The organism is Actinoplanes sp. NPDC051346 (genome assembly GCF_040682215.1).
GTDB lineage: Bacteria > Actinomycetota > Actinomycetes > Mycobacteriales > Micromonosporaceae > Actinoplanes.
Genome location: NZ_JBFBAJ010000007.1, coordinates 78,836 through 95,119, shown reverse-complemented (window position 1 = coordinate 95,119; position 16,284 = coordinate 78,836). Strand labels below are relative to the sequence as shown.

At 67.8% G+C, this 16,284-nt stretch carries 16 protein-coding genes and 2 pseudogenes; 10 read left to right on the top strand and 8 right to left on the bottom strand.

Annotated elements, in window-relative coordinates; translation table 11 throughout:
* Positions 1-2 precede the first annotated feature (2 nt).
* The 4 genes from AB0M36_RS18825 to AB0M36_RS18810 form a co-directional block, all read right to left on the bottom strand.
* Complete coding sequence (locus tag AB0M36_RS18825; RefSeq protein ID WP_364159027.1) at positions 3-512, bottom strand: hypothetical protein; 510 nt, start codon at positions 510-512, stop codon at positions 3-5.
* Positions 513-819: 307 nt separating this feature from the next.
* Positions 820-1,239: a hypothetical protein gene (locus tag AB0M36_RS18820; RefSeq protein WP_364159024.1), complete on the bottom strand. Its 420-nt coding sequence runs from the start codon at positions 1,237-1,239 to the stop codon at positions 820-822.
* 130 nt (positions 1,240-1,369) lie between these two features.
* Positions 1,370-1,918, bottom strand: coding sequence for a hypothetical protein (locus AB0M36_RS18815; RefSeq protein ID WP_364159022.1), 549 nt, complete (start codon positions 1,916-1,918; stop codon positions 1,370-1,372).
* 26 nt (positions 1,919-1,944) lie between these two features.
* Positions 1,945-5,313: a VWA domain-containing protein gene (locus AB0M36_RS18810; RefSeq protein WP_364159019.1), complete on the bottom strand. Its 3,369-nt coding sequence runs from the start codon at positions 5,311-5,313 to the stop codon at positions 1,945-1,947.
* A 235-nt stretch (positions 5,314-5,548) separates the two neighbouring features.
* Between AB0M36_RS18810 and AB0M36_RS18805 the strand changes: the two are divergent.
* The 3 genes and pseudogenes from AB0M36_RS18805 to AB0M36_RS18795 all read left to right on the top strand — a co-directional run.
* Positions 5,549-5,737 (top strand): annotated as a pseudogene (locus AB0M36_RS18805) (integrase); the annotation flags it as partial.
* 1,247 nt (positions 5,738-6,984) lie between these two features.
* On the top strand, positions 6,985-7,971 hold the full coding sequence (locus AB0M36_RS18800; RefSeq protein ID WP_364159016.1) for an ATP-binding protein: 987 nt from the start codon (positions 6,985-6,987) through the stop codon (positions 7,969-7,971).
* Positions 7,972-8,033: 62 nt separating this feature from the next.
* On the top strand, positions 8,034-8,408 hold the full coding sequence (locus tag AB0M36_RS18795; protein ID WP_364159013.1) for an STAS domain-containing protein: 375 nt from the start codon (positions 8,034-8,036) through the stop codon (positions 8,406-8,408).
* A 138-nt stretch (positions 8,409-8,546) separates the two neighbouring features.
* Here the strand turns inward: AB0M36_RS18795 and AB0M36_RS18790 are convergent, their stop codons facing one another.
* Positions 8,547-9,125 (bottom strand): hypothetical protein, encoded by a 579-nt coding sequence (locus AB0M36_RS18790; RefSeq protein ID WP_364159010.1) that lies wholly within the window; start codon positions 9,123-9,125, stop codon positions 8,547-8,549.
* A gap of 309 nt (positions 9,126-9,434) precedes the next feature.
* The gene (locus AB0M36_RS18785; protein WP_364159007.1) at positions 9,435-9,671 is read right to left on the bottom strand and encodes a hypothetical protein; all 237 of its coding nucleotides are present in this window, start codon (positions 9,669-9,671) and stop codon (positions 9,435-9,437) included.
* A 93-nt stretch (positions 9,672-9,764) separates the two neighbouring features.
* On the opposite strand from AB0M36_RS18785, the gene AB0M36_RS18780 reads away from it, so the two are divergent.
* Positions 9,765-10,028, top strand: a complete 264-nt coding sequence (locus AB0M36_RS18780) for a GntR family transcriptional regulator (RefSeq protein WP_364159004.1) — start codon at positions 9,765-9,767, stop codon at positions 10,026-10,028.
* On the opposite strand, the gene AB0M36_RS18775 is transcribed toward AB0M36_RS18780, so the two are convergent.
* Both AB0M36_RS18775 and AB0M36_RS18770 read right to left on the bottom strand, forming a co-directional pair.
* Positions 10,014-10,736: an HAD family phosphatase gene (locus tag AB0M36_RS18775; RefSeq protein WP_364159001.1), complete on the bottom strand. Its 723-nt coding sequence runs from the start codon at positions 10,734-10,736 to the stop codon at positions 10,014-10,016. The two genes, AB0M36_RS18780 and AB0M36_RS18775, sit on opposite strands and share 15 nt — an antisense overlap.
* The gene (locus AB0M36_RS18770) at positions 10,733-11,599 is read right to left on the bottom strand and encodes a GntR family transcriptional regulator (RefSeq protein WP_364158998.1); all 867 of its coding nucleotides are present in this window, start codon (positions 11,597-11,599) and stop codon (positions 10,733-10,735) included. The genes AB0M36_RS18775 and AB0M36_RS18770 overlap by 4 nt, the downstream gene beginning before the upstream one ends.
* 344 nt (positions 11,600-11,943) lie before the next feature.
* Between AB0M36_RS18770 and AB0M36_RS18765 the strand changes: the two are divergent.
* The 6 genes and pseudogenes from AB0M36_RS18765 to AB0M36_RS18740 form a co-directional block, all read left to right on the top strand.
* Positions 11,944-12,162: pseudogene (locus tag AB0M36_RS18765) on the top strand (DUF6284 family protein); the annotation flags it as partial.
* Positions 12,163-12,308: 146 nt separating this feature from the next.
* Positions 12,309-12,452 (top strand): hypothetical protein, encoded by a 144-nt coding sequence (locus AB0M36_RS18760; RefSeq protein ID WP_364159679.1) that lies wholly within the window; start codon positions 12,309-12,311, stop codon positions 12,450-12,452.
* 8 nt (positions 12,453-12,460) lie between these two features.
* Entirely contained in the window at positions 12,461-13,216 is a 756-nt protein-coding gene (locus AB0M36_RS18755) for a DUF2637 domain-containing protein (RefSeq protein WP_364158995.1), read from the top strand.
* 22 nt (positions 13,217-13,238) lie between these two features.
* On the top strand, positions 13,239-13,511 hold the full coding sequence (locus AB0M36_RS18750; RefSeq protein WP_364158992.1) for a hypothetical protein: 273 nt from the start codon (positions 13,239-13,241) through the stop codon (positions 13,509-13,511).
* Positions 13,512-13,612: 101 nt separating this feature from the next.
* Positions 13,613-14,077, top strand: coding sequence for a DUF3307 domain-containing protein (locus AB0M36_RS18745; RefSeq protein WP_364158989.1), 465 nt, complete (start codon positions 13,613-13,615; stop codon positions 14,075-14,077).
* Positions 14,078-14,095: 18 nt separating this feature from the next.
* The gene (locus AB0M36_RS18740; protein ID WP_364158986.1) at positions 14,096-16,258 is read left to right on the top strand and encodes a cell division protein FtsK; all 2,163 of its coding nucleotides are present in this window, start codon (positions 14,096-14,098) and stop codon (positions 16,256-16,258) included.
* The last annotated feature ends 26 nt before the right edge of the window (positions 16,259-16,284 follow it).

Genomic DNA, 16,284 nt, shown 5'->3' with positions numbered 1-16,284 from the left:
GGTCACCCAGGGCCTGGCACTCCATCGTCGAGCATGCCAAGCAATGCGAGCAGCATGAACTGGGCTCCGGTGCCGAAGGCGGCAGAGACGGCGTAGCCGACGGCCGCGTCGGTCGCCCGCACCTCGGCGTCGTCGTGCCAGGTCACCCTGACGTCGCCGTCGCTGCCGCCGCGAAGTTCGAAGTCGCCCAACCTGACCCCGTCGCGGGTCAGCCGACTCGTGTCGGGACTCTTGGGCCGCAAGAGATACGTCACCCCGCCATGGACCACCCTGACCTTGTACGAGCCGCGCGACCAACGTCCCGGCCCCGGCCTCAAGCGGGCGGTCTCGCCGTCGATGACGATCTCCAGATGCTCACGCCTACGCGTACCGATCGGCACGTGCTTGGCGACTTCGACCTCCCCGATCCGACGTATTACCACGGTGCTTGCCGCATCGGCGCCGCGAACAGTGACGCCGACGTGCCCGTCGGCCAGGTCGAATGACACCGGCAGCTGCTCGATCTGCTTCACCTCGCAAACCTCGCCTCTCCCAGGTCGTCTCGCATCAGCATGAGCCGATTCTCTCAGTCCCGGTCCACGGGCCGCCGTCGAGAAACGTTCCGGTGCGAGCCTGCGGTGCGGCGTCTCGCGCGCAGCGCTCTCCTGCCACTGGAACACGCACCTGAAGCTTGGGGCGTTCTTCGCTTGCGTGAGGATCGGCAGCTGAAAACGCCGCGCGAAAACAGGCGTGCAGCCATGAACGCACAGCACGTCCACAAGCTCCCGGTCGGCACCGACTGTCCGGAGACTGCACCTGATCCACTTCAGGCGCACGCCATCACAAAGCTTCGGCGGTCGCAGCGACGGTGTCAGGGGTGATTAGTTCTCCCGTGTCGTCGTCCCAGACGACCGCGCCCAGCGCATCGGCGGCTGGTAGGAGCCTATTCAGCATGGTCAGGTAGGCGGTAACCGCTGTTCCCTCGCGGCCGTCGGCGTTGGCGGTGGCTTCTAGTTCGAATCCTGCGACGCCATCGGGATGTTCCACGATGGTGACCTCGACGAAAAGGTGGTCGCTTTGGGCGACCATCTCATCGAACGGCTCCGTGTCGGCGTCCTCAGGGGCTCCCACGACGATATCCAGGCCGGCGCATCGCAGGGCGTCGGCCACGGCGATGGCGGCGGCCGGCGCGGGCAGGGGCGGCCGCAGATGGTAATCGCGGGTCCACACTCCGGCGAAGATCTGGACGGAGTGGCCCATCGTGCCTCCCTTCGAGAACGCGGCGGCCTCGGCGCCACCCCTGCCGATCAGGCAATCGGGCCTAGATCGGGACGGGGTCTTCTCGGGCGCACGCGATGCTGATCATGATTCGGGCGCGGCTCCCGAGTCGTCACCCTTGCGCGGAGGCGAGGCCGAGCCAGGTGCGGTGCAGTTCTTCCAGACGGTTGTCGCCTGCTGTGCCGTTGAGTGCCTGACTCACCAATGAACCGATGATCGAGATCGGAGGCAGGTCGTTGACGAATCCCAACAGAACCGGGTGATTCTGATCGAGGTAACCCTTGACTCTGGAGTGGCCCGTTCCCCAACGAGCCTTAGATGGTCCCTCCGCGAGTAGGACCTGCGCCCAGTAGCGCGCGATGGCATCGATGAGCCAGATCGTCGCGTCGCTGAAGCGTTCGAATCCGACCCCCCTGGGCTCCGGAAACCACGCGGGCAGGGCTTCTTCGTCGACCGGCTCGCCCGGCTCACGCCAGGCGAGTCTGGTCCGAGCCCAGGTCCACAGCGGGCCGAGGCTGGAACCGGTACCGTCAAGCTCGTCAGGGCCTCCGCTAGTCGCGGCGGCCTGACGGAGCCAGTCAAGACGGCCCGGGCCTTCCTCCAACCAGCTCTGGAGGAAGGCCCGGGCCTCGGCCTTGGTCATCGCGTGAAAATCGGGCATGCCCCGTACTTTACGAGGCTGGTACCTCAGCCGACGTGAATAGTGAAGGGAATGTTGTTCTTGAGCAGGAGGTCAAGCATCTTGGCGTCCGGCCCGGCAGTTCCGGAAACGCCACTGACGAAGAAGTGCCAGTGCAGATCGACGTTGTACGTCCGCTTCAGCCAGAGGTCCTTCTGGATCTGCAACTCGAACCTTTTTTCGTAGTGGAGCATTCCCACCTTTGATTCATGCGCAACGTTGTTCTTGAACACGTCCCAGCGGCGTCCACCACGTTTACCAGTAAACGCCTTGGTCGACCGGTAGACCTCCATGTCGACTCCTCGGTTCGTGGCGTTGAAGTGGCCCGCCAAGAACCTCTCACCGTCCTTGCCCGTGTCCATCACGCCCGCCGGCGAGCCGCCGAACTTCGTAGACTTGCGGACCACGTTGGCGAAATGCTTGAGATCCTGCTTGTGGTCCATCATGAAAAGGAGGGTGTCCTCGCTGAAGCCGTGCTTGACCAGGTCGTCCCAGTCCTGCTTCAGGACCTGCTTCGCCGCCTTGATCAGCGCGTCGCGAGGAATTCCGTCGATCTTCGATACTGCGGCCAGGGCCTCGTCGGCCTTGTCGAGGTTGCGCTCGACGAACTTGCCGACCTTGCCGGGGATGGCGACGGCGTCGCCGCCGTACGGGATGAGTCCGGCGGCGGAGAAGCCGGCACCGACCCAGTCGCCGCGGACGGCCGAGGCGATGGCGTCGCGCAGGTCGGCGATGCCGCCGAGGACCCAGCCGGCGACGGGGATGAAGCTCAGCGCGCCCGAGCAGACGCTGCCGATGAGCCAGGCGATGCTGTCGATGCGGTTGGCGTCGCCGAGGAAGAAGCCGGCCGCGACGTCGCGGGCGTAGGTCCACTTGCTGACCCGCTCGTCGAAGAAGAGCGGGCTGAGGTCCTCGTCATCTTCGTGGTCGACCTCGTAGGTGTCGTCCCAGTGGTCGCCGTCGGTGTTCTTGTTCTCCGGGTCGGTGTTGGCTTCCAGGACCTCGTAGCCGTCGATGAGCTGGTCGCCGTCGCTGTCCTTGACCCACGGCGACAATTCCAGGTCGAGCTCGTCAGCGTCGTTGAGCCGGTCGTGGTCGGTGTCGTCGGTGGTGGGGTCGGAGTACAGGCGGTAGGTGATCGGGGCACCGTCGGCGAGCTTCTTGGCCCAGGCGGTGGGGTTACGGGTGTAGAGCTCGTTGAAGTCGATCGGCTCGCCGGCCTCGTCGCCGTCGGTGAGGCCGTCGCCGTCGGTGTCGGCCTGGGTGGGGTCGGTGACGTACGTGCGGCCGCCGTCGCCGCGGAAACCCCGGAGCTCGATGCAGTCGAACAGGCCGTCGCCGTCGGTGTCGGTCGTGGTCGACGGGTCGCCGCCGCCGGTCTCCTCGCTGATGCGGCGGAAGACCTGGGGCAGGTCGGCGGCGGTGGCGACGTTGTAGTACTTGCCGCCGGTGTTGGTGGCGATCGAGGTGAGCAGGTTGGTGTCGACGTAACGGCCCAGACCGATGGTGTAGATGCTGATCGCATGGGCCTTGGCCCGCGCGGTCAGGGAGGAGTCGTAGTAGCCCTCGCCGTCGGTGAGCAGGATCGCGATGCGGGCGCGCTTGGGGTCACCGTTGTTGATCAGCAGGTCGGTGCCGGCGCGGACGCCGGCGCCGATGTTGGTGCCGCCGGAGTCGTCCACCCGGTCGATCGCGGTCTTGACCGCGGTCTTGTCGGTGGTCAGCGGCTGGAGCACCTTGGCGTAGTCGTCGAAGTCGACGACGGCTGCGCGGTCCTCGGGCAGCAGTGCGTCGACGAAGTTCTTCGCCGAGCTGCGCCGCAGACCGGCGGGGTCGTTGCTGCTCATCGAGCCGGAGCTGTCCAGAATCAGGCTCAGGTCGAGCAGGACGACGTCGGCGGCGGGACCATCGAAGCGACTACGGCACGGGTTGGTCGACGCGGACCAGGTCTGCTGCCAGTTGACGATGTCGAAGACGGCGTAGGTGGAGAAATGGCCGACGGTGGCACGCACGGTGTGCGTGGCGATGTCGACGGACTGTTCTTCGGTCGCCGGGTACCACATGCCGGCCTGCGGGTCGTGGTAGAAGACCCGCAGGTCGGCCGGGTCGGCGGTGCCGAGCCTGGCCGGGTCGTACGGCAGGGTCAGGTCGGCCTGGGCCATCCGCTGGCGGGCGTCGTCGCTGAGGTTGAAGTCGTACGCGTCGCCGACCAGGCCGGGCATGGTGGCGTCGGCGAAGCGGGCGTCGACCTTGGTGATGCTAAGGCTGGAGACCAGGTCGCCGGTGCCGTGCAGGGTGACCTTCACTCCGTCCGGGCCGTCGGCAGGCACGGCGACGGTGTCGGCGGCGTCGAGGATGCCGTCGCCGTCGGTGTCAGCCTTCGTCGGGTCGAACCCGAGCCGCGGCTCGGCGCCGTCGAGCAGGGTATCGCCGTCGGTGTCGGCCTTGGCCGGGTCGGTGCCGGCCTCGGCCTCGGCGCCGTCGTTGCTGGCGTCGCGGTCGGCGTCCGGCTCGGTCGGTGAAGTGCCGCGCTTCTGCTCGGCCAGGTTGCTCGAGCCGTCCCCGTCGGTGTCCTCGGCGGCGTCGCCGACCCCGTCACCGTCGCTGTCGGCCTGGGCGGGGTACGTCCAGCCGATCAGCGTCTCGACCTCGAACTTGTCGGTCAGGCCGTCACCGTCGGTGTCGACCCGCAGCGGGCTTGCCCCGATCCGCAGTTCCATCAGGTCGGTAAGGCCGTCGGCGTCGCGGTCACCGGTGTAGGTGACGCCCAGGTGGACCAGGGCGTGGAAGGCGTGGCGCCAGGCGAGGCCGTCAAGGACGGCGGCGCTGACCGGTTCGCCGGCCCGCATGGCCTCGTCGGCGCGCGCGAAGTCGGTACGTGCCTGGGCGAGTTCCTCGATCGCTCCGGCGCGCCCCTTCGCGGTGGTGACGGCCGGCGCTCCGGCCATGGTGTCGGTGTTGTCGCTGAGCTGGTATGCGCCGGCCGGCTTGGCCGGCTTCATCGCCGAGGGCGTGGGGTCGCCCGGCTGCGCCGAGCTCAGCGCGGCGGCCGCGTCCTGGATCGCCGCGTCCGCGGTCAGCCGGCCTGCGGCCAGGCTTCCAGAAAGGCCGGCGACCTGACCGATCGTGGCGGCGGTGTCCTGCTTCTTGCCGGACTGCAGCCGCGAGTGCAGGTAGGAGACCAGGTGCTGACGGTCCTTGTACGCCTCCTGCCCGTCGGCCTCGGAGCGGTACCGCGCCCCGTCGAGGTAACCGCCTGAGTCGGCACGTACGTCGTCGAGGCGACGCACACCCAGCTTGTCCGCGTACGGACGAGCGGCGTCATCGGCCGCACCCGCGTACCCACGGGCGTCGACCGTGTATCGCTGACCAGGCACCGCGGCGACCGCGGTGCGCCAATCGGCGCGCGGATCAGCCGCTGACGCCGGAACTGAAAGAACCGTTTGACCCAACACGGCGGTCGCGACCACGGCAGCAAGCCGGGCACCAACCGACCGGGGCCGGAACACAGAAATCCCCATGTGTGTCCACGGTCGGAAACACCTCTCAAGCCCCGTTCCAGAAAACCTCAAGAATGCGTGTGTCATGACCTGGCTGGGGGTCGGCAAGGTGCCCTATCAACTGCGGCACGCCGTGTCGCTCTGGCTCAACGCCGGGGTCCCCGCTACCCAGGTAGCGGAGTGGGCGGGCCACAGCGTGCACGTGCTCCTAAAGGTCTACGCCAAGTGCATCGACGGCCAGGACGAGGCTGCGCGTCGCCGGATCGCGCAGGCCCTGGAGGTGCAGGAGGACGCGGCGTAGGCCCGCCGAAACTTTGCCGCGTATTTGCCGTGACCAGTGAGCTGTAACTAGATCACCTGAGAGTCAGTGAGACTCGTCCCATCGATGAAGAAGGCCCCGCCGTCCTGCTTAACCGCAGGTCAGCGGGGCCTCTTCCGTGCTCTGTGCGGAGGGCGTGGGATTCGAACCCACGGAGACGCGTAACGCCTCACCGGTTTTCAAGACCGTGCTCTGCGAGGCCGTGACCAGCGCAGACGCTCGAAACCCGCAGCGCGTTGGGCAGTATGTGGGCAGCAGCGGTGCGCACCGTCAGCCGCAAGGCACCCCAGTTTCGCCGAGGCGCCTGTTTCGATGAACCCCCGCCCACACGCTTTCCAAGTCTGTTGACCATCGTCCGGTGACGATCGAAACCGTTCATGACCTGCGCCTGTGGCTGGACGCGGACGTAGCTGAACGGCTTTGGTCGGCGCCGAATGAGACCAAACGTAGGGTCTCATTAGATCTTGCGCTGTCTCACCAGACTTGCCGCCTATAAGTCGCCTGCGACAGATCGGTGAGACAGATTGCGGCGTGTCATCGACACGGTAAACCGGTACGCGGCTGGAAACTCGACGGCCCGCCGCCGCACCACACAGGCGAGTTCGATCTCGCCTACGTGAAACTGCGATTGAGACGTCGCGCGGGACATCTGGGCGACGCGGCGTTCGACCCGGAGGCCCAGTCCTTCACCGGCGGTCGCTTCGTTTCTGACGAGCCCGTCGACCTTCGTCAGAGCAGCTAACCGAGCAGGTCCGACCTCCGGCCGCGACGGCGCGTTGTTGAAAGCGCTCGTCATGGGCAGCGACGGATGTCAACACTTCAAGGTTGATCTCGCGCAAGTCGATCTCGTCGGTCCGGTCGCGTCGAACGCTCCGTTCTCCGAGGCCAGCTCTCCTCGGTCTGCACTGGTTGCTCACCGCAGACCAGATCGGAGGCTTCCTCGCAGTGCTTCACCGACCGACGCTCGATCAGCCAGGCATGTCACTGCTCGTAGTGGTTGGTCCACGGATTGCGGGGTACCTTGATGGGTGAATCCGTCGGTAGGCGGAGGACCCCCTGTCTCGGTGAGATGCCGGCGCACGCGTTTCCGGATCTGAAGTCGTCACGGCGGTACGAGGGCAGGAACATGAGGTTCCTCTGCCATGACCAATGAACAGTTTCCCGCGCACTCGTCCGGACCAGACGGAAGCGGCGGGCAAAATCGGCCAGCCCAGGACCGGGTGTGGAGCATGGTCCGCACCTATGGCCCGGACCCGGCCGCCCTGTGCCAGGCCGGCACCGCGTTGATGCCGGACATCGCCGGGCTCGGCCTGTCCGCTGGCCGGTTCGCCGGTGGCCCACCGGCCGGGTCCACGCCACACACCCGGTTCAGCAGTGACGCGACCGGCTCCCTGCTGGAAGCGGCGCAGTACACCCTCGACGAAGGACCGTGCCGCGACGCCGCCGCTACCCGGGCTCCGGTGCTGGCCGCCGACCTGACCGGCGCCTCATGGACGCGGCGCTGGCCCCGATTCACCCCGGCCGCCCTACGCGCCGGAATCAAAGCGGTGCACGCGCTGCCGCTCCGCGCCGGCGCGGTCCGCCACGACGGCGCCATCGACCTCTACCACCAAGCGCCGGGCCAGCTCGACAGCCCGACTGCGGAGCGCACGGCGGTAGCGTTCGCCGCAGCGGTCACCGAACTGCTCACCCTAGAACGCCTCAACCTGGACTTCACCGAAGCGTTCGCCGCCGGGCGCCTCGGCGACACCCTCCTCGACCTGGCCGCCGGCAAGCCGATCAACGGCCCAGCCGCCCTGGTCTCGGACACTCCCGGGCTGCCGCTGGCCCGCTGGTTCAACCGCACCACACTACCGATCGTGCGGCGACAGGTCGCCGTCCTCAGCTTCGGCCACGGCCTGACCCAGACCGCCGGGAGCCGCTGGGTACTGGCCGTGCACGAGGCGATGACCAACGCCGTATGGCACGGCGGCGGCCAGGGTCAACTCCTGATGTGGCGCCGCGACGGCCGCCTCTGGTGCGAGATCAGCGACCACGGCCCCGGCATCGGCCACACCACCGAGCCTGGCTGCCGCCCCGATCCGAGAAGCAGGCAACCAGAGCGCCGTGGCCTGTGGCTCATCGAGCAGGCGTGCACCAGCCTGGACATCACCACCGACACCACCGGCAGCCGGCTGCTACTCAGCCACCGGCTCGACCGCCACCAGTCGGCGTGACCTCCGGAAGCAACCAACCCGACCATACCGACCCGGTCGCGGACCCCGGTACCGTTAACAAGATGGAAACAGAGTGGAAGCGGGTCATAGACCAACCCGCAGAACACCTCACCATCACGAACGCGCGGTCACCCGCGGGCACCCTCACGATCACCGTGACCGGCGACCTCGACCGCGAAACCATGACAAAGTTTCGCCGCCACCTGGCCGGCGTCGTCGACGGCCACCGGGACGGCGACCTTGACCTGAACCTGTCCGCCGTCGACTTCTGCGACCTCGCCGGCCTGCGTACCCTGCAAGCCCTGGACCAAGCCACCGACGGCCATCACCAGGTTCGGATCACCGCCGCCAGCCCCGCCGTCGACGCCCTACTCCAGCTCTGCCGCATCCCCACCCTCCTTGCCTACACCCCATCCACAAGCCCCCACGAGCACTGACCGCCGACCGGGCGAATGGCCGAGCTCCCCCCTTAACCGGGCGAGCCGCCGCCGTTGTGTCATGTCCGCAGGCTGCCGGGCGATCACACCAGAAGTCTCAGGGGCCCCGTCATGATGGGCTGTCTCGCCGTACCGGCATCACGATCGGCTCGGCACTGGCCCGGATGGTGGCGGGCAGGAGTGCCGCGCCCGGAATGGATCGCGTGGCCCGCATCGAAGCATGTCGCGGGGATTCTGCAGCAGATCATCGGACGGCGACGGGGACGGGTAAGTGCTGGCCGAAGGGGCTGCCTCGCCTGGACACCTCGCGACGTATCCACCGCACCACGAGGGTGCTTCGACCCTGGCGACCTGCCACTTGCCGTCTTCGTCGCGGGCCTCGAACCGCCACGTCTTCGCGTCGCTTTGATAGCTCAGGGCACTCCCGCCGGAAGTCCACCAGACCGCCGTCACGTCGACCGTCACGGCGGCCCGGCCGCCCCGGATCGGCTCGACCGTTAACGTCCCGAAGCTCAGGCGACTCGCCTCACTGCGGGTCATCGCGTTACGGTAGCCCCGCCAGCCGGTGAGCAGCTCGTCCTCACGCTCGTCGTCAAGCACCGTGATCAGGCCCGCCTCCTCGCCGTAGCTGAGTGCCTGGAGGTACTGACTCGCCGCGACATCCGGCGCCGTTGCACCCTGGCTCGCTTCGGCAGTCAGCCGCCACGCCCACGCCACCGGTACGGCGACTGCGGTCCCGCCGCAACACACGATCAGGGTCGGAAGGAGCACCAAGGCCACCCACCGGCGACGCGTCGACCATCCCGCGAAGCGCTGTCCGCGCGGCTGATCCGACCATCGCCGCAGCGCTTCGACCAGCCGCGTGATCCGGTCTCGCCCTTCCGTGATCATGCCGGCACGATAAGCGATTTTGTCGACCTGCGTCGATCGCGTTGTAGCTAGCGTCGATGGTGCGGCGGCTACGTCCGGCGTGACACCTGTGCGTAGGTCGCCGCACCCCTTTCCGGTGCGGGCTGAGCGCGAAGGTCATGGGCGGTCCTCCCGGGCCCATCCCACGAAACGCTCGTGAAGGTCAGATGGAACGGCGCCGGCTGTCGCGAAGTCCTCGAAGGCGTCCCATTTGCGCAGGCTGAGGAAGATCAGCAGGGCCGTCTGGTTCCCGACGTACGCAAGGGTCAGGTCGGCTTTGGCGTTGGCGCATGGCCATGCTTGCCCGCAATTCGCGCAGTCCCACAGCGGTCGCAGCGGGAAATGGTCGTCCATGTTTCCTCTTCCACTCCGGCTCGGAGAGCCTTGGATTAACTCGTACAAGCTCGTTCTTGCTCGTACAAGAATGTAGTTAGCAGTATCCGCTCGATGAAGAGCGTTTACGTTGAGACGGTGATTGAGCCAGATGGGCCAGTACCGCCTTACCTTCAACTCGCCGAGATCCTCGCCGAGCGGATCGAACGCGGCGACTTGCAGCCGAACCGGCCCATCCCCAGCGAATCGCAATTGGTCCAAGAGTTCGGCATCGCGCGGGGGACAGTCCGCCGTGCGGTTGCAGTTCTCCGTGAGCGGGGTGTCGTCTTCACCGTGCCGCAGCGAGGCACGTACGTTGCGCCGTCACCGGCCGAGTGAATCCTGTTCCTCTACTTGTTCGCACCTCCTCGTGAGTACGTCCGCGATCGGCTTCATGCTCGTGATCACTACGTCGGAGCCGGCCCGGCGGAAGGCATCGACCTTCGCTGGTCGGTTGGCGTATCCGATGACGCGAACACCCGCCGATCTGGCTCCATCGATATCCGACAGTGAATCGCCGACCAGAACACTTCGACTTGCCGAGGCGCCGAGCGCCCGAACGGCATGCAGGATCGGTTCGGGATTGGGTTTCATACGGCTCGGATCGGCATACGCTCGACCGATTACGGGCGCCACGTGCCCCATGAGCCGGTGCGCCGCGAGGTACGCGGTGACCGCGCCGGCCGAGTTGTTGCTTACCACCGCGACCGGAAGGCCAGCCTGGCGAGCAGCCACGATGACCTCACGGCCGTAAGGCGTAGGTGCGGCAGTCTGAACCGCACGTTCCTCCGCCTCGCAAAGGGCGTCTTCGACCATGCGCGTCGTCTCCAAGACGCCAGTGGATCCAGTCCATCTCAGTACCTCAAGAGGATCCGACTCAGTCGCCAGGTGTGATGGCAGATCGACCCCGTGGCTCCGCAACATGCCCACCAGCTCGGCGGCAACATCACGCGCCGGGTGTCCGGCGAAGATGCTGCACACGGGACCGTCGAAGTCGAGAAGAACGGCGTCTATCTCGGCGAAGAGCCGAGTGACATCGGCGCTCATCCCTCGTACCGGTAGGCGATCGTCGACCACAACGAGTCGAACCACTGGCGCGATGCTTCGACGAACTGAGTGCCGTGGGAGGAGTCGTCGTCGGTCACGGCGTAGTGGAACAGCGGTACGTCTTTGCCCATCAGGTCGTAGATGGCCATGGGCTCACCCTTGATCGAGACTGTGCGCTCGATGACGGGATAGAAGCCGTAGAAGACCTCCTCACCGTTGAGGATGTAGAGCTTGAACAGCGGTGATGCCCGGTGCATCCGGACTTCGGCGGTAGCGGAGCGGACTAGGCCCAAGTCGCCAAGTTCGGCGACCTGGTCGATGATGCCGTCTGCGGCACGGCGCGTGATCCGCTCGGCGCGCTCTCGGATAGCCGGATCGTCGGCCTGAGTCTCGGCACGTGCGGGCAAGGCCATGGGAGCCGTCATGTCGGAGATGAGCACCCGCACTGCGATCGTCTCCGGAGCCAGCCGACCGACCCGGACCTTGTCGAGGGCCTCGGCGATCGCGTCGCGCAGAGTCTCGCCAGAGAAACCCGCGAAGTCGATGGAGACGTGCGGGCGATCGAACGCGGCTTCGATATGGGGGCGTAGCTCGACCGCGCGTTGGGTTTGGGCACGCACGAAGGCGCCGCTCCCTTGACGAGTGACGATCAGCCGTTCGGTGCGGAGCATTTCGAGCGCGCGCTTTACGGTCTCCCGGGCAACGCCGTAGCGGGCTGCGAGGTCGGGTTGCGACGGCAGCTTGTCACCCGGCTCTAGCCGCCGGGTGAGGATGGCCGCCCGCAACTTGTTGGCGATCTGCTGGGAAGCCTGTTTCGGGTCGTCGGGATCAAGACGGCCAAGGAAGTCAAGGTTCTCGGTCACCGCTCCACCGTAGCGCTGACTAGCCAAGCAAGGGAAGTTGGCGAAGAAGTCTTGACCTGACTAGCCATGTGCGCCTACCTTGATCTCAGCGAACCTGGCTAGCCAGGCAAGCCAAGAGGGTTAGCAAGGACGGGTACGGCGGCACCGGTTGCCGCGCGCCATGACACCGCTAGGTCCCACTCGTTTTGTGACAACTCCAACGGGCCGCGCCTCCCAGATCAAGAAAAGGTCGCCGCCGCACGGCAGAGGTAATCGTGCGCAACTCATGCCCTTGAATCCCAGGTCGGCGTGGGTGGTGAGCCTAGCGCTCGTTGCCGCGCCGACCCCGTCCCTGGAGGACTGCTGTGAACAAGCTTCTCCCCACTACCGCCGGACCGTCGGTCGCCGACCTCGACGCGATCGAGGGTGAGTGGCCGCTGATCGCTGCCGACCTCGATGTCCTCGACGCGGAGATCGCCATCATCAACGCCGCCGACCAGGGCGGTCCGTCGCCGCTGGACTGGCGTCGTCTACGCCGGGCCGAGGCCCGTGTTACCCGCGTTGCCGCCGAGCTGGCCGCGCGTCCGGCCCGTCGCAAGGCAGCGCCGATGAAGCGCAACCCGCTGGTGGACGCGCTGCCGTCGGCTGCCGACCTGGCCGCGATTGAGGCTCGGTGGCCGCTCATCGCCACCGAGCTGGACGCGCCTACCGCCGCCCGGAAGGCGGTGGCGTGATGAACCTGCGCAAGTTCGGCGGCCTGGCCGTCGGTGCCCTCCTCGTCTTCTACGCGATCAGCAATCCCACCGACTCAGCCGGCTTTGTTCGTGACGTCGCTGCGGGCGTCGGGGCGTTCGCTTCGGCCCTGGTGAAGTGAGGCCTCCCATGACCAAGCCTGTGATGTCCGGCCTCGTGTGGGCCTACATCGGCGCTGTCTTGGGCGGCGCGGTGTCCATCGCGGCGAATGTCGCGCACTCCTACGTCCCTCCGGCCGACGCTGCGGCCGACTGGTCGCCGCCCGCCGGTGCGGTCGTCGGCGCGATCTTCTGGCCGGTCGCGTTGTTCGTCGCCGTGGAGATCCTGGCCCGGATCGAGTGGCCGTCCGGGCTCCGCTGGGATGTGCTCCGCTTCGGGGGCCTGGTCCCCGTCGCCGGGGTCGCCGCGTTCGTGTCCTACCGGCACCTGTCCGGGCTGCTCACCTTCTACGGCGAAGACGGCCTGACCGCGATCCTCGGCCCCCTTGCGGTTGACGGGCTGATGGTGATGGCGACCGGCGCCCTGTTGGCCACCGCGCGCCGCACCACCAAGGACGTCGCGGTGGCGAAGTCGCCCGCCCCGGCGGCCGCCGAAGCGAGGAACGAGGAGCCTCCCGGCGGGGCGACGCCCGACGCCAAGCCCGCTCCGGCTCCGGCTCCGGTGGTCAAGAAGACGCCCGCGAAGCGCGTCACGCCGCGTCCGGCGTCGGCCGTGAAGGTCGCCAAGGTCGCCGCGAAGATGCCCGGCGCGCCGGTCGCGCAGATCGCCGCGAAGGCCGGGGTGTCCCCGTCGACCGCCCGGCGCCACCTCGCCGCTCTGAGCGCCACCGACGCGTCACCATCCGCCCCGGTTCCTGCGGAAACACCCACCCTCGCCGCCGCCTGACCACCTAAGGAGAGGCACCCCGATGAAAGCCAAGTTGCTTGCTCCAGTCGCCGCCGCTGCGCTGCTGGTCCTGCCCGCGCTGACCGCGTGCCGCGCCGAGCCTGGTTCGTCCGGAGCGGCCGGCGTGGTGATCGACCACAACCGGTGGAAGTGCTCGGTGCGTAACGCCGACAAGTGCCGCCGCCACTCGGTCACCATCCGCGAAACCAGCGGCAAGACCGACAAGGGATGGGTGTCGCGCGAGGTGTACGACGCCTGCCAGATCGGCGCCACCTGGCCCGCCTGTAAGCCCTGATCCGCCCGGCGGCACGGCCCCTGGCCTCGACAACCGATGCCGTGCCGCCGGTCTCCACCCCGCAAGCCCGCATCGCTACAAGCTCACGGGAGAGACCCCTGATGTTGCCAGACACCACCGCCCGCCTCGCCGTCTTCGCCGCCGTCTTCGTCGCCCTGTTCGTCGCGCACCAGGTTGCCGACCACTGGATCCAGACCGACCACCAAGCCCTGCACAAGGGCGACCCGGGCCTTGCCGGACGGCTGGCCTGCGCCGCTCACGTGGCCACCTACACGACGACCGCGGGCATCGCGCTGTACGCCGTGCGGATCGTGCTCGACCTGCCGGTGAGCCCTTCGCAGGCCGCCGCCGGACTGACCGTCTCAGCGGTCACGCACTACCTCGCCGACCGGCGCACACCCCTGGCAGCGCTGGCCCGCCTTGCCCGCCTGGACGCCTTCTACGCCCTCGGAAAACCCCGCCCGGGCCGGGACGACAAGCCGTGCATCGGCACCGGCGCCTACGCGCTGGATCAGTCCTTTCACTACCTGTTCCTGTTCGTCGCCGCGCTCGTGATCGCCGCCTGAGACCGGAGGACAGACATCATGAACAACCCCACCCCGGACCCGGACCACGTCGACTGGCGCGCCGCTGAAGCCGACCCGAGCGCCCCGGCGGACGTCGTGGACCTGGCCGCCGCCCGCACCCGCCGCACCCGCCCCGACGACACCGCCACCGACACGCACTTCGACGCGGCGATCGATGAGGAGCCGCAGCCCGGTGGGATGCCGGTCGACCCGCCGGCGGCCGACGACAAGGGCCGTCAGCCGATCGTTCCGCTCGGCCTGTCCACCCTCGGCGCGATCAAGTCCACCATCAAGTACGGCTGCGGCCTGGCCGCCTACCACGCGGGATTCCACGGCCTGCGCGCCCCGTGGTACGCCCTTCAGGCAGGGTTCTGGGGCACCGTCGGGGTGTTCAAACTGATCGGCCGCCAGCTCAGTTGGTGGTGGGTCACCGAACAGACCGGACTGCGGCAGAAAGCCGCCGACGACAAGGACTGGCAAGCCTGGCACAAGCTGCACCGCGAGGTGAAAGCCACCCGCGCCTGGCGGTTCTGCGTCCTAGCCGGCGAAGCCACCACCCTCGCCATCGGCGCCCCGATCCTGTGGACCACCGCGCCATGGTGGGCACTCTGCTTGATCGGGGTCCTGGCCGTGGCGGGACTCGCCCGCATGGGTCGCCCGAGCGACCGGCCGATCGTGACCTCGGCCGTGGTAACCGGACGGTTCCGGCGCATCAACCCCGACATCGTGCTGCGCGCCTACTACGCCGCGAACTTGGGACACCCGGACAAGCCCGGCCAGCAAGTCGCGTTCGGCGGCACGATGGCCCGCGACCGCTCCGACACCGGCTCCCAAGTCATCATCGACCTGCCGTATGGCAAGACCTGGGAACAAGTCCTCAACGCCAAGGGCGCCATCGCCTCAGGCCTGGACGTGTCCGTCAACCAGGTGTTCCTCACCCGCGACCCGTCCTCGCACCGCCGGCATCTGCTGTTCGTCGCCGACCGCGACCCCCTCGCCGTGGCGGCCGGGCGCACCCCGCTGCTCGACGGCAAGCCCCGTGACATCTGGACCGACGTCCCGCTCGGCCTGGACGAGCGCGGCAACAAGGTCGGCCTACTGCTGCTGTGGATTTCCGTTCTGATCGGGGCGCAGCCGCGCAAGGGCAAGACGTACTTCGCCCGCATGGTCGCCCTGTTCGCCGCCCTCGACCCCTACGTGCGCCTCACGGTGGTCGACGGGAAGCTGTCGCCCGACTGGGACAAGTTCCGCCTGGTCGCGCACCGCATCATCTTCGGCACCGTGCCCAACGCCCGCGACCACGACCCGATCACCCACCTGCTGGACGCGTTGCGGGAAATCAAGAAGCACATCGAGGACGCGAACGAGTTCCTGTCCACCCTCCCCACGTCGGAGTGCCCCGACGGCAAGCTCACCCGCGAGCTGTCCCGCAAGTACCCGCAGCTCCGCGTGTGGGTGCTGGTCATGGAGGAGTTCCAGACCTACTTCGAGACCGACGACCAGGCCGTCAACAAGGAGATCGCCTCGCTGCTGGCGTTCATCATGGCCGTCGGCCCGTCGGCCGGAGTCATCCTGATCTCCTGCACCCAGAAGCCGTCCGGCATCGGCGCCGGCGACGTCTCCCGGCTGTTCAACCGCTTCCGGGACAACCACACCGTGCGCTTCGGCCTCAAGTGCGGCAACCGGGACGTGTCCATGGCCGTGCTCGGCTCCGACGCCTACTCCGAGGGTTTCGACGCGTCGTCGCTGCCTTCCGGCTCCCAGTACCGGGGCGTCGGCATCCTCTACGGGGCCTCGGATGACACCCCGATCGTCCGGTCGTACCTGGCCGACGCCGGCGACGCCGAGAAGATCCTGCAAGCGGCCCGGGAACATCGGGAACGCCTCGGCCTGCTCACCGGCGAAGCCGCCGGAGAGAAGATCGCCCGCGCTGTGCGGGACAGCCTCGCCGACGTCCGCAGCGTGTTCGTCGCCGGGGAGACCGGACTGTGGTGGTCGACCGTCGCCGAGCGACTGGCCGGGAATCTGCCCGAGCACTACGCCGACCTCACCGCCGAAGCCACCTCGGCCCTGCTCCGCGAGCACGTACCGAGCGTGAGCGTCAAGGTGCGCGGCACCGTCAACCGCGGCTGCCGCCTCACCGACATCGACACCGCGATGAAGGGCCGCAAGACCGCCTGACGGGTAGCGGCGGCGCTGCTACCGGT

Coding starts and splice junctions, on each gene's coding strand:
- AB0M36_RS18780 (WP_364159004.1), top strand. CDS start 9,765: ATGAAGAGCGTTTACGTTGAGACGGTGATTGAGCCAGATGGGCCAGTA.
- AB0M36_RS18795 (WP_364159013.1), top strand. CDS start 8,034: ATGGAAACAGAGTGGAAGCGGGTCATAGACCAACCCGCAGAACACCTC.
- AB0M36_RS18800 (WP_364159016.1), top strand. CDS start 6,985: ATGGTCCGCACCTATGGCCCGGACCCGGCCGCCCTGTGCCAGGCCGGC.
- AB0M36_RS18820 (WP_364159024.1), bottom strand. CDS start 1,239: ATGGGCCACTCCGTCCAGATCTTCGCCGGAGTGTGGACCCGCGATTAC.
- AB0M36_RS18745 (WP_364158989.1), top strand. CDS start 13,613: ATGTTGCCAGACACCACCGCCCGCCTCGCCGTCTTCGCCGCCGTCTTC.
- AB0M36_RS18750 (WP_364158992.1), top strand. CDS start 13,239: ATGAAAGCCAAGTTGCTTGCTCCAGTCGCCGCCGCTGCGCTGCTGGTC.
- AB0M36_RS18755 (WP_364158995.1), top strand. CDS start 12,461: ATGACCAAGCCTGTGATGTCCGGCCTCGTGTGGGCCTACATCGGCGCT.
- AB0M36_RS18740 (WP_364158986.1), top strand. CDS start 14,096: ATGAACAACCCCACCCCGGACCCGGACCACGTCGACTGGCGCGCCGCT.
- AB0M36_RS18815 (WP_364159022.1), bottom strand. CDS start 1,918: ATGCCCGATTTTCACGCGATGACCAAGGCCGAGGCCCGGGCCTTCCTC.
- AB0M36_RS18785 (WP_364159007.1), bottom strand. CDS start 9,671: ATGGACGACCATTTCCCGCTGCGACCGCTGTGGGACTGCGCGAATTGC.
- AB0M36_RS18775 (WP_364159001.1), bottom strand. CDS start 10,736: ATGAGCGCCGATGTCACTCGGCTCTTCGCCGAGATAGACGCCGTTCTT.